We start from the raw sequence: 15,547 nt of genomic DNA on the forward strand, positions 1-15,547 counted from the left end.
CAAAATTCTAAGCAAGATGATACTTCTCAAGACAAACAGCAAAATTCTAAGCAAGATGATACTTCTCAAGACAAACAGCAAAATTCTAAGCAAGATGATACTTCTCAAAACAAGCATCAAAATTCTAAGCAAGATGATAATTCTCAAGACAAACAGCAAAATTCTAAACAAGATGATAATTCTCAAAGCAAACAGCAAAATTCTAAACAAGATGATAATTCTCAAGACAAACAGCAAAATTCTAAACAAGATGATAATTCTCAAAGCAAACAGCAAAATTCTAAGCAAGATGATACTTCTCAAAACAAACAGCAAAATCCTAAGCAAGAGGATAATTCTCAAAGCAAACAGCAAAATTCTAAGCAAGATGATACTTCTCAAAACAAACAGCAAAGCCAAAGCTCAGGAAGTAACAGCATTTATGACTTTAGCAAACCAGAAAATGACCATATTCATTCTCTACAAGATTTAATAGAGAAGCTTAAAAAGTCTAGTGATTTTATTAATTATCATACATCTGATGATGAAACGATGCCTTATTGGATTTCTTACTATCGTCCTTCACTTGATGGAGAGAAATTACAAAAATATTTAATGCCTACTCTAATGGAACGTCCTTCCGCTCCATTAGAAGAATTAAAAGAACATATTCCAATGAGTGGTATAACGATTACGAACGATTTACAAAAAATTGAGGACATGGTTTTGAAGGGACATGCGATTATTCAATTGAACCAGCAAGATCAAAAGTGCATGCTTGCAAACATTGCAATTGATAATTATCGTGCGCCAACCCCTCCTTTAAACGAATCGACTGTTATCGGTCCTCAAGAAGGTTTCGTAGAAGATATTGATACAAATATTAATTTAGTTCGAAAACGTCTTCCTGTTTTAGATTTACAAACAAAAGAAATGATTATCGGCGAGTTTTCCAAAACAAAAGTTGTCATGATGTATTTAGACAACCTCGCTGAAAAAGATAATGTAGATTTTCTCGAGGAGTCATTACGTGCTCTTGAATATGATCAAATTAATGATAGTGCTTATATACAAGAACTAATGGGTGAAAAGTCGATTTTCCCTCTCTATATCAATACAGAACGTACTGATAGAGTTACAAAAGCACTTATTGATGGAAAAATTGCTATTTTTGTGGATGGTTCTCCAAGTGTTCTACTAACACCTGTATCCTATTTCGATTTTTTCATTTCACCAGAAGACTATAACGTCTCTTGGCTATACGCTACATTTTCTCGCATTTTACGCCTTATCGCTGTTCTATTTTCAATCTGTGCTACGCCTTTATATGTTGCAGTTTTAAATTATCATTATGAACTTATTCCAAGTGATTTACTTGAAACTTTGATTTTATCAAGGGCACAAGTACCTTTCCCACCTTTAATTGAAGCACTCTTTTTAGAACTCGCAATCGATTTATTGAGAGAGGCTGGCGCGAGGTTACCAATGAAAGTCGGTCAAACGCTCGGTATTGTAGGCGGTATCGTAATCGGACAAGCATCTGTACAAGCTGGTTTAACAAGTAACATTTTATTAATTATCGTTGCCTTATCAGCACTTGCTTCCTTTATTACACCTATTTATAAAATGGGTAATGCTGTTCGTTTACTACGCTTCCCGTTTCTCATATTTGCAGAAATAGGAGGACTCTTCGGTATTTCTCTTGGATTTATGTTTTTATTTACTCATCTATTTAGACTTACTTCTTTACGTAAGCCATACGCTTTGTTTTACCCGACAAGACAACAATCTGTTAAAGATTCTTGGATTCGTTTTCCCTTAACAATGATTGATACAAGGGATGTACAAGCAAGACCACAACATGTAAAAAAAGCATCAAAAGGGATTTCAACAAAACATAGATCGGATTTTGATGATTAAGGAATGAGGTACATTGATGAGTAAAGTTCAAGAAAAATATCAAATATCTCCTGTCTTTGTTTTCTTCTTAATTCACGGTGCACAGTTTGGAGCTGGCGTTCTCGGATTCGCTCGAATTATTGCGAAAGCTGCTGGATACGACGGCTGGATAGGGGTTCTACTCACAGGAATATGTATCCATATCCTTATATGGATGATGTATTTTTTATTAAAAGAAACAAACGGGAATTTAATTGACTTACATCGGCAAACATTTGGAAAGTGGCTAGGGAATGGCTTTAATATCATCTTTACAGCCTATTTTTTAATCGTCAGTATTTCCGTCATTCGAACATATGTTGAAATTATTCAAGTGTGGATGTTCCCTACCGCTTCCACCTTTATGTTAACACTCTTTTTATGCTTAGTTAGTTATTACATTATTTCTTCTGGCTTCCGTGTCATTACTGGTATTTGCGTCATCTCTGTTGGTGGTACACTAGGATATTTAATTCTTAGCCTATTCGTTTTGAAATACTCACATTGGACGAATTTACTACCTATTTTCACACATTCTTTTTCAGATATTTTAAAATCCGCCCATGTGTCAATCTACAGTATGACAGGATTTGAAGTTTATCTCATGATTTATCCGTTTGTAAAAAATCCTAAGCAGTCTCATAAATACGCTCAATACGGGGCACTATTTTCAAACCTTCTATATTTATTTAGCACCCTTTTAGCCTTTGCATTTTTTAGCGAGAAACAATTGTTAAAAACGATATGGTCGCAACTTTCTATGACCCAAGTCATTCAATTACCCTTCATAGAAAGACTAGAATATATTGCAATCTCAGGCTATGCACTTGTTATTATTACAAGCTTTATCCTTCCCTTATGGGCGTCAATGAGAGCAACGCATGAAATATTCCGTGTAAAACAAAGAGGTGTTTTAATCGCTTTTATCATTATCACTCTCATTGTTTCACAACTTTTAACAAACAGACACGGTATTAATAATTTTATTAGTAATGCATCAAAAATTAGTTTTTGGCTCATTTATGTATACATCCCAATCCTATTTATTATTGTGTGGGTGAAAAGAAAATGGAAAAAATCAAAAGCAAATTAATACTTATTTCTTGTATAGCACTTTTTAGTTTAACTGGATGTTTACAAAAAAATATTATCGATGATGTACAACTTATTCAAGGAACCGTTTTTGATACAGCAAAGAATAATAAAGTAAAAGTAACATTCGTTTGTCCCATTCAGAAAAAAGGAAATAAAGTTCAAGTTTTTGAAGGCAGCGCAAATGCGGTAAAACAAGTAAAAGCAGACACATCTTTAGAATCTTCTCAACCATTTGCTAGCGGACAAATGCGTGTTGCTCTATATACTATACGACTTGCAAAAAAAGGAATGTCTACTTCATTCGATACATTACTTCGAGATGTGAATATAGGGAACGCTTTATATGTTGCTTTACTTGAAGGTAATGGTACTGAACTTTTAAAAGGGAAATATACGACTTCATACAACGTTGCAATTTATATGAAAAAATTGTTAGAGCATAACATGGAAACTGGTCCTTTACCAACGGATAATCTGCATGTAGGAGCATTCCGTTATTATCAAGAAGGGCAAGACTACTATATTCCAATTTTAAAGAAACATGGTGATAAAATAAAAATCACCGGAATTGGTCTTTTTAAAAAGGATAAATATATCGATAAAATTGCGGAAAAAGATATGTTCATATTTAAAGGACTATTAGAGAAACATAAATTAGATTCACATGAATTTAAAACAGATTCTGCGTACGTAATGATTAATAATATTCGTTCTGTTCCAACTTACGATATAAAGATTAAAAACGGAAAGCCTTCTTTTTTCATTCACGTTCATCTTGATGCACGTATTCAAGAACTATCGAAGCAAATTAACTTAGAAAATAACAAGAACACAAAAAACATTGAAAAAAATGTACAAAAACAATTAGATACACAAGCTGCTAAATTAATTAAGCAGTTTAAATCTTTAGGCGTTGATCCCCTCGGACTAGGAGCAAAATATAAACAACATTATCGCCCATTCAAATTAGAAGAGTGGAAAAAAATGTACAAAGATGTCCCTGTTAACGTAAAATACACCGTAAATATTACAAATTCTGGTGTAATTGAATAAGTTAACGATTGAACTCCCCTCTCTGGCATGGTACAACGGAGAGGGGAGTTTTTATTTTTAAATAGAGAAAAGGGATATTTACGGGGGAGCTTATGTCTAAAAAATTAGTAAAACCTATTTTAAATGGTATTTTATTTCTCGGCGTCTTTTTATTTGCTCATACATACTTAAAAAATGTTTCTTTCACACGTTATTTACTTGTAGTTATACCAATGCTACTCATCGGAATGTTTGGCATCGATCTTATTTTATCCGTTTTAATTAAGAAAGAAGAATAACGAGCGAACATCTTATTTCTCATAAGATGTTCTTTTTATTTAATAACTACCTTATGTTACAATAAAGTGAAACTTTAATCAGTGGGGATTTTGTCCATTACCCACTGATTATTAGCCTTCACCAATCGGGCTTTTACGGGCAGTTATCTCCCACCTCACTTCCTCGCATTTGCGACTTTTGAGGTGGGAGTCTTACTGCCCGTTAATGCGGGATAAAATTCGGCATAACGTAAGAAAGGATGAAACAACATGACAAACGAAAAAGGTTTAGATAAAGGATACGAACTTGTTGCAAAAATGCATGAAGAATTCGGACATCCTGTAACAAGTACTCCAACAAAACTAACAGAAGAGCGTGCAAAAATTCGTGCTAGCTTTATGCAAGAAGAGCTAGAAGAATTTCTAGAAGCAACAACTGTTGAAGATCAATATGATGCACTTATTGACCTTATTTACTTTGCATTCGGAACGTTTGCAGAAATGGGCGTACGTCCAGATAAAGGATTCGAAATTGTAAACAATGCTAACATGGCAAAACTATTCCCTGATGGAAAGCCTCGATTCCGCGAGGGCGACGGCAAAATTATGAAACCAGAAGGATGGCAAGCACCGGAACCACAACTTCGTGCGGAAATCGAACGCCAACGTCAAGAGGCAGAAAAAAACTGCTAGGATCTCCTAGCAGTTTTTTATTATGTCTTTTTTCCTTTGGCCTATTAATGACCCACGTGTCCCGCGTGTCCTGCTGCTCCTGCAGTACCAGCTGCTGCTCCTGCTGCCGTCCCTGCTCCAATTCCACCTGCCCAAGGCTGTTGTTGCTGCTGATACTGTTGGTATTGTTGTTGACCTTGATGTTGTTGTTGACCTTGATGATGCTGTTGACCTTGATGATGCTGTTGGCCTTGATGATGCTGTTGGCCTTGGTGATGGTGTTGGCCTTGATGATGGTGTTGACCTTGGTGATGGTGTTGACCTTGGTGATGATGTTGGCCTTGGTGATGGTGTTGGCCTTGGTGATGATGTTGACCTTGATGAGTTTGATAAAGGACAGCCTGCGGGTGAATTTGATGATGACCTTGGTGATGTACTTGTTGCTGATGGTGGCCGTGATGTTGATGATGACCATGATGACCGTGGTGTTGATGCTGGCCTTGGTGACCATGATGACCATGGTGTTGATGCTGGCCTTGGTGACCATGATGATGAGTTTGATAAAGGACAGCCTGCGGATGAATTTGATGATGACCATGATGATGTACTTGTTGTTGATGATGGCCATGATGCTGATGATGGCCGTGGTGTTGATGATGACCGTGATGGCCGTGATGCTCATGATGTACATGCTGACCGTGATGGCCGTGATGCTCATGATGTACATGCTGACCGTGATGACCGTGATGCTCATGATGCACATGATGACCGTGAACACCTTGAGGGAAGCCGCCGATTCCACCAGCTACAACACCAACGCCAGGTACAGGAAATCCGGTTTGTACGCCTCCAACGAAAGATGGGAATGTAGTTGGCATACCTACAGGCACTCCTCCTTGTGTACCTCCTACTAGTGCCGGAAATCCGGTTTGCGCTCCAGCTACTGACGTTGGAAATCCTGTTTGTACACCCGCCACTGACGTCGGAAATCCTCCAGCTGCTCCTCCCATCCAACTTGGAATTCCGCCATATCCGTGTTGACCATCTCCTCCCATGAACATCATTTGTCCATAACTATCCGATCCACCTCCGAAGAAGCCATGTGGTGCATTATTGTCCATCCCTTTCATTCCTTTCACCTCTTCTGTTCAATTTAACCTACCTTTTTTATCATATTTTCTATAGAAGAATAGGTGTTTGTCTATATGGGAATTCCGCGCCTTTTTCTTCGTTCTTCATTCATGATAAACTAAATTAGCTAATTATTTTTTCAAAGGAGGCGTTTTCGTTGGAGAACGTAGCAAAAGCTTCCATCGACGATTTAGATTCAATCTTACATATAGATGTTGATGTAATCGGAGACGATAGTAGACGAGATTATATTAAACACGCTATTGATGAAGGAACCTGCATCATTGCAAAAGAGGACAATTCCATTTCTGGTTTTCTAACATACGATACAAATTTCTTTGGTTATACTTTCCTCTCATTAATCATTGTTTCGCCAACGAAAAGAAGACAAGGTCATGCAAGCTCATTAATCTCATATATGTTAAGACATTCTCCTACTCAAAAAATATTTTCTTCAGCGAACAAATCGAATACAAATATGCAAAAAGTTTTTAAAGCAAATGGATTTATGCGTAGTGGAATAATCGAAAACTTAGATGAAGGTGATCCTGAGCTTATTTTTCACGCAAAAAAGCTCAGAGCATAGACGCTCTGAGCTTTTATTAATAATTAATTAGTTTGCAACAACGTTAACAAGTTTTCCAGGAACAACAATTACTTTACGAACTGTTTTCCCTTCAATTTGTTCTTTGATTGCCTCAAGTGCAAGTTGTTCCATTTCTTCTTTTGATGCGTCTTTACTCATTGTTAGTTTTGTACGAACTTTGCCCATAATTTGAACAACGATTTCAACTTCATCTTCTACAAGTTTAGACTCATCAAATGTTGGCCAGCTTGCATATGTGATTGTTTCACTGTATCCAAGTTTGCTCCATAGTTCTTCCCCAATGTGAGGTGCAACTGGTGCAATCATTTTTACGAAACCTTCTACATATTCTTTCGGAAGTGTTTCAGCTTTGTATGCATCGTTGATGAATACCATCATTTGAGAAATCGCTGTGTTGAAGCGAAGCTCTGCATAGTCTTCTGTTACTTTCTTCACTGTTTGGTGGTAAGCTTTTTCAAGATCTTTGTTTGGTGCATCAGTAATTTTCTCACTCAATTCACCGTTCTCTTGAATGAATAGGCGCCATACGCGGTCTAGGAAGCGACGAGCTCCGTCAAGACCATTTTCAGACCAAGCGATTGAAGCATCTAATGGTCCCATGAACATTTCGTATAGACGAAGTGTATCTGCACCGTGGCTTGCTACGATATCATCAGGATTTACAACGTTACCTTTTGATTTACTCATTTTCTCGTTGTTTTCACCTAAGATCATACCTTGGTTGAATAATTGTTGGAACGGTTCTTTCGTTGGAACTACACCGATATCATATAATACTTTATGCCAGAAACGAGCATATAGTAAGTGAAGTACAGCGTGCTCTGCTCCACCGATATAAATATCAACTGGAAGCCATTGTTTTACTTTTTCAGGGTCTACAAGTGCTTCGCTGTTGTTTGGATCGATGTAGCGTAGGTAGTACCAGCAGCTACCAGCCCATTGTGGCATTGTATTTGTTTCACGACGACCTTTTTTACCAGTTTCAGGATCAACAACATTTACCCACTCTTCAATGTTTGCAAGTGGTGATTCACCTGTACCTGAAGGACGAATATTCTCTGTTTTCGGAAGAACTAATGGTAATTCTTCTTCTTTCACAGCTGTCATTGTACCATCTTCCCAATGGATTACTGGAATTGGCTCACCCCAGTAACGTTGGCGACTAAATAACCAGTCACGTAGACGGTACGTTACTTTTTGATTTCCTGCGCTTGTTACTTCAAGCCACTCAATCATTTTTACAATTGCTTCTTCTTTATTTAAACCATCAAGGAATGCTGAGTTTACGTGCGCACCATCACCTGTATATGCCTCTTTCGAAATGTCTCCGCCTTTTACAACTTCCTTCATTGGAAGATTGAACGTTGATGCGAATTCATAGTCACGCTCATCGTGAGCTGGAACTGCCATTACAGCACCTGTTCCGTAAGTTGCAAGAACATAATCAGCGATCCAGATTGGTAATTTCTCACCGTTTACTGGGTTAACTGCGTAAGCACCAGTGAATACACCAGTTTTTTCTTTCGCAAGTTCTGTACGCTCTAAATCGCTCTTCATTTTAACAGAGTTAATGTAAGCTTCTACAGCTTCTTTTTGTTCTGGTGTTGTAATGTTAGCAACAAGTGCGTGCTCTGGAGCCAGTACACAGTAGCTTGCTCCAAATAGTGTATCAGGACGCGTTGTGAAAACTGTGAACTTCTCATCTGTACCGTCGATGTTGAAGTGTACTTCTGCACCTTCAGAACGGCCGATCCAGTTACGTTGCATGTCTTTTAAGCTTTCTGGCCAATTAAGCTCATCTAGATCTTCTAATAGACGATCTCCGTAAGCTGTAATTTTTAACATCCACTGTCTCATCGGACGACGCTCAACTGGATGTCCACCGCGCTCACTCTTACCGTCAATGATTTCTTCGTTTGCAAGTACTGTACCAAGTGCTGGGCACCAGTTTACAGGTACTTCATCAACGTAAGCTAAACCTTTTTCAAATAGTTTTAGGAAGATCCATTGTGTCCACTTGTAGTAGGTTGGATCTGTTGTATTTACTTCACGATCCCAATCGTAAGAGAAGCCTAATGCTTTAATTTGATTACGGAACGTATTAATATTAAGCTCTGTAAATTCAGCCGGGCTGTTCCCAGTATCAAGTGCATATTGCTCTGCTGGAAGACCGAATGCATCCCATCCCATTGGATGAAGAACGTTATATCCTTGCATACGCTTCATACGAGATAAAATATCTGTCGCTGTATAACCTTCTGGATGACCTACGTGTAAGCCTGCACCTGATGGATATGGGAACATATCTAGTGCATAAAATTTTGGTTTTTCTGTTTCATCTGGCGTACGGAATGTTTTATTCTCTTCCCAATGCCCTTGCCACTTCTTCTCAATTTCTTGATGATTAAAGCTCATGAGATACCCTCCTTGAAATTCTATTTATTTTCACCGCCCAAAATACAAAAAACCTCTCATCCCTAGAAAGGGACGAGAGGTTATAGATTCCCGCGGTACCACCCTAAATTAATGTAATAAATACATTCGCTTAGATCCGTAACGTGGATTAACGGCAATTGCTACTAATGATTTCACAACTGCAACTCAAAGGCGAGTTCATAACGAAACGTGGATTGACTTGCACCGACCGTCAACTCTCTAAACCAGCTTCTATTACTACTACTCCTTCTCACTGTTATTACAAATATGAGTTAATGTGAACTACCCACCACTTAGTATCTCTTAAGAGCTTACTTGAAGCGAGGGCTTCTCGGTTAATCGTTACTCTTGCTAACTAACGAATTTGTCTTTGGACAGCCGAGCTAACTCCCTTGTTCCAAAGGATATTTTATTACTATTTATTTAAATATATTCTAAAACATGTTGCATGTTCCGTCAAACTAAACTGCAATTTTTTCTTCAACTGTTTCTTCTACTTTTACTCGTCTATCATAAATACTCGTTGCTATAAGCGCTACTACAAGCATTACCATGATCGCAATAAACAATACTTCCATATTGTATAAGTCAACAATCGCTCCGCCAACGACCGGTCCGAACATTTTCCCTACAGTCGCTGCGCTATTTACAACACCTTGATAAAATCCTAGCTTATCTTTCGGTGCAAGTATATTTGCGATGGTCGGAACTGCCGGCCATACGAATAATTCACCAATTGTTAATGTCACCATCGCAACGAGAAACATCGTAAATTGCTGCGCTTGGCTTAAAACAATAAACGACGCCGCAAAAATGATGATTCCAATCATAATTTGTTGTTTTAAAGAACGCTTCATCCAGCGAATTAACATACTAACAAGTGGCTGCGCACAAACAATCATCGCTCCGTTTATCGTCCATAATAAACTATAATGGCGGAGGCTAATATCTAATTCTCGCATATGAGTCGCAATTGCCCCTTGCCACTGTACGTATGTAACCCAGCATAAAGCATATGCTACACATACGATTAGAAGCGCTTTGAAGCCAGGTGTAAGTGACCAACCTTTTTTCGTTTCGGCTTCTTTTTGTACCTCTTGCTCTTTTTTTGCTTCCATACCACGAAATCCAATAAACGCAATTAAGAAGAAAATAAAATATAAAATAAAGTTCGCTAAGAAAATATAATCAAAACGATAAGACGCAACTAATCCACCGCACGCTGTTCCAATCGCAATCCCAACGTTTTGTCCAACATACATTGCATTGAACGCTCGTCTCCCGCCTTCTGGCCAAACCGTACCGACCATCGCATACATCGATGGAAACACCATTCCTGAACCGAATCCGATTAATGCTAGCCACACAACATATAATGGCCAACCATGGAAAAATACAAGACCTAAAATCGATACAAGTGTAATGATAATCCCTACTAAAATTGATTTATAACCGCCCCATTTATCAAATAAAACACCGCCGAGCAAGTTTCCGATTACACCAGTAAGCGAGTTGATCATTAATACCATTCCGGCTACTGATAAAGATTTCCCTAAACTATCATGTAAGTAAATTGTATTAAAAGGCCATAAAAAAGAAGCACCCGTGACATTAATAATCATCCCAGCTACTAATAGCCATACTTTCCTTGGCATAGTCTCCCCTCCTATTCTCTTTTTTTCGTTCATATATATAACAGTAAAATTGTAGTCGTTTTTAAATAGGAAGGCAACTGATTAATAGTTGATGAAATTCAGATAATAGCACAAAGACGATTAGAATGTATTCTAATCGTCTTTGTAAAAGATTAATCTATAAATAATGGAATTGTTCCCTCGCGAAAGGTTATCCAACTTCCTTTTTACGTTTTGCACTTTCTTTCGCACTCCATTTAAATATTTTGTCTAGTAGAGAGTATATTCTCCCAGACTCCTTCGTTAATAATGGCCCTAGCGACGCCAATATTAAAACATATAAAGCTGAGAATGGTTTAATCGTTGCCATTAAGCCACCCGCTATTCCGAGATTCGCGACAATAATGGAGAATTCCCCACGTGATATAAGTGTTAAACCGATATTCGTAGAAGCCTTATGGGATAACCCAGCTTTACGCCCTGCAATCATTCCAGCTGTAAAATTACCGATGAGAGTAATGAAAACTGCTCCTAATGCCAACCATACTGCTCCTCCAAGCGAAAACGGATCTATACTTAAACCGAAGCTGAAGAAAAATATAGCTCCAAAGAAATCACGAAACGGGACGACGAGATGCTCGATTCGATCACTATGCTCTGTTTCTGAAAAGACGAGTCCTAACAATAAAGCCCCAATCGCTTCCGCAACATGAATTGTTTCTGAAAATCCTGCTACAAAGAATAAAATAGCGAATATTACGATAATAAAAATTTCGTTTGACGAAATATCTAATACTTTATTTAGGAACGGCGTAGCTTTTCTAGCGATTACAAAGAATAGTAGCATATATCCTACTGCGATTAGTACGGATGTAAGAGCACCTACAAATGATGTTGCACCTCCGAGTACTAATCCTGAAACAACTGATAAATATACAGCTAAAAAGATATCATCAAACATAATGATTCCTAAAATTAGCTCTGTCTCTTTATTACCAGATCTTCTTAAATCAACGATTACTTTCGCTACAATTGCACTCGATGAGATTGTAATAATTCCAGCAATAATTAATGTTTCTAGTAAGGGGAAGCCCATTATATATCCATAAAGTAAACCTAATATGAAATTAAGCGATATATGAACACTACCCCCAAAAGCAATCGACTTTCCTGATTTAATTAATTTTTTTATTGAGAATTCTAAGCCTAAATAGAATAGGAGGAATATGACGCCTACACGGCCGAGGAAGGAAATAACTTCTCCGCTTTCAATAAACCTTAAATCGATAAGTCCTAAATCTGGGGCATGAGGCCCCACTAGCATACCGAGTATAATGAGAAACGGAATAATCGAAAACTTTAACTTTGCAGCGAGGATAGCTGCAAAAGCTACTAATACTAACGCAGTTCCAACTTCCAAAATTAAAGTATCCATCGATTAGGAATCACCTCCTGCCGAAAGTAATTCCTTAATGATTCTTTTCACTTCATGTCTTTCGCCCGATAATACGAGCATATCGCCAGCTTCAATGATAGAATCTGGGCCTGGATTAAAGAACTTCTTCATATTCTTTTTCAAAATAGCAATAATCGTTACGTTATACGTTTTTCTGACATGTAAGCTACCAATTGTTTGTTGTACTACTGGTGCATTATTCTCCACCTTAAACCATTCAATTGATAATCCTTCAAAAGCCATCTCAATTGTGTCTAGCGCTTGCGGCCTATATACCATTCCGCCTAATATAGCCGCAATTTGTCTCGCTTCAGAATCACAAAGAGAAATGCTTGAAATACTCTCATCGTGATCCGCATCAAAATGATACATTTCTCTTCGGCCATCATCATGAATAACGATAACCATTTTTTCATTACCTTTTGTTATCACTTCGAATTTACATCCAATACCCGGTAGTTCACTCTCTCTAATATTCATATTTTCCGCCTCCTAAAGTTTTTAGTTACGGGTTTTACAAATCTACATCAATCTCTGTTTTAAACTTCTCATCTTTTGAGATTCCTAAATACTTGAGCGTTTCTGATGGAGTTGCGTGATGAAAATGCTTTTGCAATAGCGCAATCGCTATTCCTCTTTTGTACGCATGAAATCCAAATGTTTTTCGCATTGAATTCGTTCCAATCTTTCCAACAATCCCAACCGCTTCAGCTGCGCTATGGATAACACGATATGCTTGTTGGCGTGAGATTGAATTTGTCGTTTTATTAGATTGAAATACGTAGTTTTCTCTTTGAGCATCAATAGATTGTACGTAATCTAAAAGGGCTTCTTTTACTTTTGTATTTAAATAAATATCTTGTTTAAATTTTTCATCTTTCACAGGAAGAGAATAAAACTCTTTAACAGTCTTATCTTCATTTAATACCTCTTCAAATTTCATACTAAGTAGCTCAGTGATCTTTAATCCGGTGTTAATTCCAATAACAAATAAAAGATAATCTCGCTGCGAGTGCTCTTTTAAGTACTTTTTCATAGCCTCAATTTGGCTTATATCTTTTAATGCCTCTACAACTTCCATACATGTATCTCCTCATCTTATGAACGGTAATTTTCTCATTATCCTGTCCATTTTACCTTATCATACTATGAGATTTCCATGTATTATCCATTATTTTCACAATATACTCTTACGACAATTTTTCATTTGGAAATTTATGATTGTACAAATACGGTGTGGGTAGAAAAAATAGGGGGAGTACAAGTTCAGCTTCTTTCTACAGATCGGATTCCTCCTTTCATTTTTCGGTTGCTGATACTTTCATATTACGTTACTTATTTACATTATATTATATATTTCAGTAACATTAAAGTGTTTTTTCTGAAAATATAAAAAGCCGAGCACTTTCACTCGGCTTTTTACCTATTAATCTTCTTTTGGAAGAACAATTCCTTTATACAATTGAACTGTAATGAAGTAATAAATCGCATAAATAACTACGAAAATTACGATTGGTACCCAAATACGGAAGTAAGGATCCATTAAAATAAATCCGAAAATATTCATACCAACTAATACGTGAGCGATCCCCACAATTGCTGGGAATAAGAATACTAAGAATAATTCTTTATAAATCGATTTCGTTAATAACTCACGACGCACACCGATTTTGCGAAGCATTTGATAACGCGTAATATCTTTTGATGCACCAGAAAGAATTTTAAACATTAAACAACTTGCCATCATTGCTAAGAACGCAATTCCAAGGAAGAATCCCATAAATACTGTTCCACTCGCAATGCCGTAGAATCCATTGTAAGATTGATATTTACTATCTAATCTTTCAGCTTTTACATTTTTATATTTAACTAGCTGCAACTCGTCAAGTTTTTTCCATTCTTTTGTGTATGCTACAAAATCGTCTGTTTTTCCAGTAACTACGATTCCTTCTTTACCATTTACAGTATCGTACATTTTCTGATCTACAATTTTAATTGCATGATCTTCATATAGATAAAATGGCTGAATTGTTCTGAAAGCCTCGTTCCATTCTTCTGGAAGTTCTTTAGCACTCGCATCTTTTTCATTCATTTCTCTAGAAACTGCACCTACTGGTAGTTCCTCTGAAACTTTCTTTGTTTTTCCTAAATCCTTCATACTTTCCATCTGTTTTGTATCTTGTACGAAAGGAGGGTTGTTCTCTAAATCTTCTTTTACATAATAAACGTATTTATTATCAACTTTGTAACGATATTCATTTTTCTCTTTAAATGTAATACCATCTAAAATTTTCTTTTCTTCAGCTGTTGGGTTATGAATAACTGAATCATATATTACTAAACCATCAACCATTTTTATAACGTTATTTTTAAACGCCATACCACCTGAAATTGCACCCGCTCCAAGAGCAACTAACATCGCTACCGTTGCAAGTACTTTCGTTAAGCTATTAATACGGAAATTTAATTGTGCAAACGTAAAAGCATTAAGTCCTTTTTCACTACGCTTTTTATTACTCTTTAACTTTCTAATGATAACTGGGAGAAGTGATCCAAATAGCATGTAAGTACCAGTTGTTGTTGTAATTAATGCAATAAGGATTCCCATTTCTCTTAGTTTTTCCATGTAAATCATTGATGCATAGCCAATTCCTAATAAAATAACAGCAAGGATTGCAACGACACCTGTCATTTTTCCTTTTACCGCAACACGCTCTGTTTGTGCATCCGCATGTACAAGTTGCAGTACAGAAATACGTGATAATTTAATACTATTCATAATTGCCGATAATACAAATAGTGCAAAGAAGAAAATGCAAGTAACAGTCATAGATGGTAGATAAAATGCTTTATAACCTTCACCAGCAAATTCTAATTGTTTCATTAATAACTGTCCGATACCTTCTGCAAGTCCTACACCAACTGTAAGTCCAATCGCAAGAGACGCAGCACCTAATACAATCGTTTCAATAAACATAAGTAATGTAACTTTATGCTTTTTTGCACCTAACATCATGTACATACCAAACTCTTTTTGACGAAGAGATAATAAGAAAGAGTTTGCATATAAAATGTAGAAGAACGTTATAATTGCTAATAAAAATGAACCTGCTTGGAATACGAATCCAATTGATTGAATAACTGAGTTAGATTCGATAAACGCTTTATTCAGCGCTAACGTTTGGAACATATAAAAAATTGAGATAGACATGACAAGACCAACAAGTAAGACGATATAATCTTTCAGCTTACTCTTCAGCCCCGACATGGAAAGTTTAAATAACATACT

At 36.9% G+C, this 15,547-nt stretch carries 13 protein-coding genes and 1 other annotated feature; of the genes, 6 read left to right on the forward strand and 7 right to left on the reverse strand.

The genetic code is table 11. From position 1 onward, the window contains the following. The 5 genes from MR066_RS25870 to MR066_RS25890 form a co-directional block, all read left to right on the forward strand. Positions 1-1,899, forward strand: a 1,899-nt coding sequence (locus MR066_RS25870) for a spore germination protein (RefSeq protein ID WP_242248957.1), incomplete at its 5' end; no start/stop codon positions are given. Between the two features lie 16 nt (positions 1,900-1,915). Beyond that, positions 1,916-3,010 (forward strand): spore germination protein, encoded by a 1,095-nt coding sequence (locus tag MR066_RS25875; protein ID WP_242248959.1) that lies wholly within the window; start codon positions 1,916-1,918, stop codon positions 3,008-3,010. After that, a complete protein-coding gene (gene gerHC / locus MR066_RS25880; protein WP_242248961.1) occupies positions 2,986-4,065 on the forward strand; it encodes a spore germination protein GerHC in 1,080 nt (359 codons plus the stop codon). Before MR066_RS25875 ends, gerHC begins: the two co-directional genes overlap by 25 nt. 92 nt (positions 4,066-4,157) lie before the next feature. Continuing rightward, a complete protein-coding gene (locus MR066_RS25885; RefSeq protein WP_002129504.1) occupies positions 4,158-4,343 on the forward strand; it encodes a hypothetical protein in 186 nt (61 codons plus the stop codon). A gap of 249 nt (positions 4,344-4,592) precedes the next feature. Beyond that, the gene (locus MR066_RS25890; protein ID WP_002034433.1) at positions 4,593-5,015 is read left to right on the forward strand and encodes a pyrophosphohydrolase domain-containing protein; all 423 of its coding nucleotides are present in this window, start codon (positions 4,593-4,595) and stop codon (positions 5,013-5,015) included. Between the two features lie 44 nt (positions 5,016-5,059). Here MR066_RS25890 and MR066_RS25895 read toward each other — a convergent pair whose 3' ends face one another. Then, complete coding sequence (locus MR066_RS25895; protein ID WP_242248963.1) at positions 5,060-6,124, reverse strand: VrrB protein; 1,065 nt, start codon at positions 6,122-6,124, stop codon at positions 5,060-5,062. Between the two features lie 158 nt (positions 6,125-6,282). On the opposite strand from MR066_RS25895, the gene MR066_RS25900 reads away from it, so the two are divergent. Next, on the forward strand, positions 6,283-6,711 hold the full coding sequence (locus MR066_RS25900) for a GNAT family N-acetyltransferase (protein ID WP_242248964.1): 429 nt from the start codon (positions 6,283-6,285) through the stop codon (positions 6,709-6,711). A gap of 27 nt (positions 6,712-6,738) precedes the next feature. Here the strand turns inward: MR066_RS25900 and leuS are convergent, their stop codons facing one another. From leuS to MR066_RS25930, 6 genes are all read right to left on the reverse strand, one after another. Then, positions 6,739-9,147, reverse strand: coding sequence for a leucine--tRNA ligase (leuS, locus tag MR066_RS25905; RefSeq protein WP_002129511.1), 2,409 nt, complete (start codon positions 9,145-9,147; stop codon positions 6,739-6,741). Between the two features lie 65 nt (positions 9,148-9,212). Beyond that, positions 9,213-9,431 (reverse strand) — a binding site (T-box leader). A gap of 198 nt (positions 9,432-9,629) precedes the next feature. Continuing rightward, on the reverse strand, positions 9,630-10,823 hold the full coding sequence (locus MR066_RS25910) for an MDR family MFS transporter (protein WP_242248965.1): 1,194 nt from the start codon (positions 10,821-10,823) through the stop codon (positions 9,630-9,632). A gap of 190 nt (positions 10,824-11,013) precedes the next feature. Continuing rightward, the gene (locus MR066_RS25915; RefSeq protein WP_060750061.1) at positions 11,014-12,237 is read right to left on the reverse strand and encodes a cation:proton antiporter; all 1,224 of its coding nucleotides are present in this window, start codon (positions 12,235-12,237) and stop codon (positions 11,014-11,016) included. Positions 12,238-12,240: 3 nt separating this feature from the next. Further along, positions 12,241-12,738: a cation:proton antiporter regulatory subunit gene (locus tag MR066_RS25920; protein ID WP_242248966.1), complete on the reverse strand. Its 498-nt coding sequence runs from the start codon at positions 12,736-12,738 to the stop codon at positions 12,241-12,243. Between the two features lie 34 nt (positions 12,739-12,772). Continuing rightward, entirely contained in the window at positions 12,773-13,339 is a 567-nt protein-coding gene (locus MR066_RS25925; RefSeq protein WP_002143468.1) for a tyrosine-type recombinase/integrase, read from the reverse strand. A gap of 345 nt (positions 13,340-13,684) precedes the next feature. Continuing rightward, positions 13,685-15,544 carry an FtsX-like permease family protein gene (locus MR066_RS25930; RefSeq protein WP_242248967.1) on the reverse strand — a complete coding sequence of 620 codons (1,860 nt, stop codon included), beginning with the start codon at positions 15,542-15,544 and terminating at the stop codon, positions 13,685-13,687. Positions 15,545-15,547: the final 3 nt, after the last annotated feature.

This window comes from Bacillus cereus group sp. BfR-BA-01523 (assembly GCF_022662615.1).
Classification (GTDB): domain Bacteria; phylum Bacillota; class Bacilli; order Bacillales; family Bacillaceae_G; genus Bacillus_A; species Bacillus_A mycoides.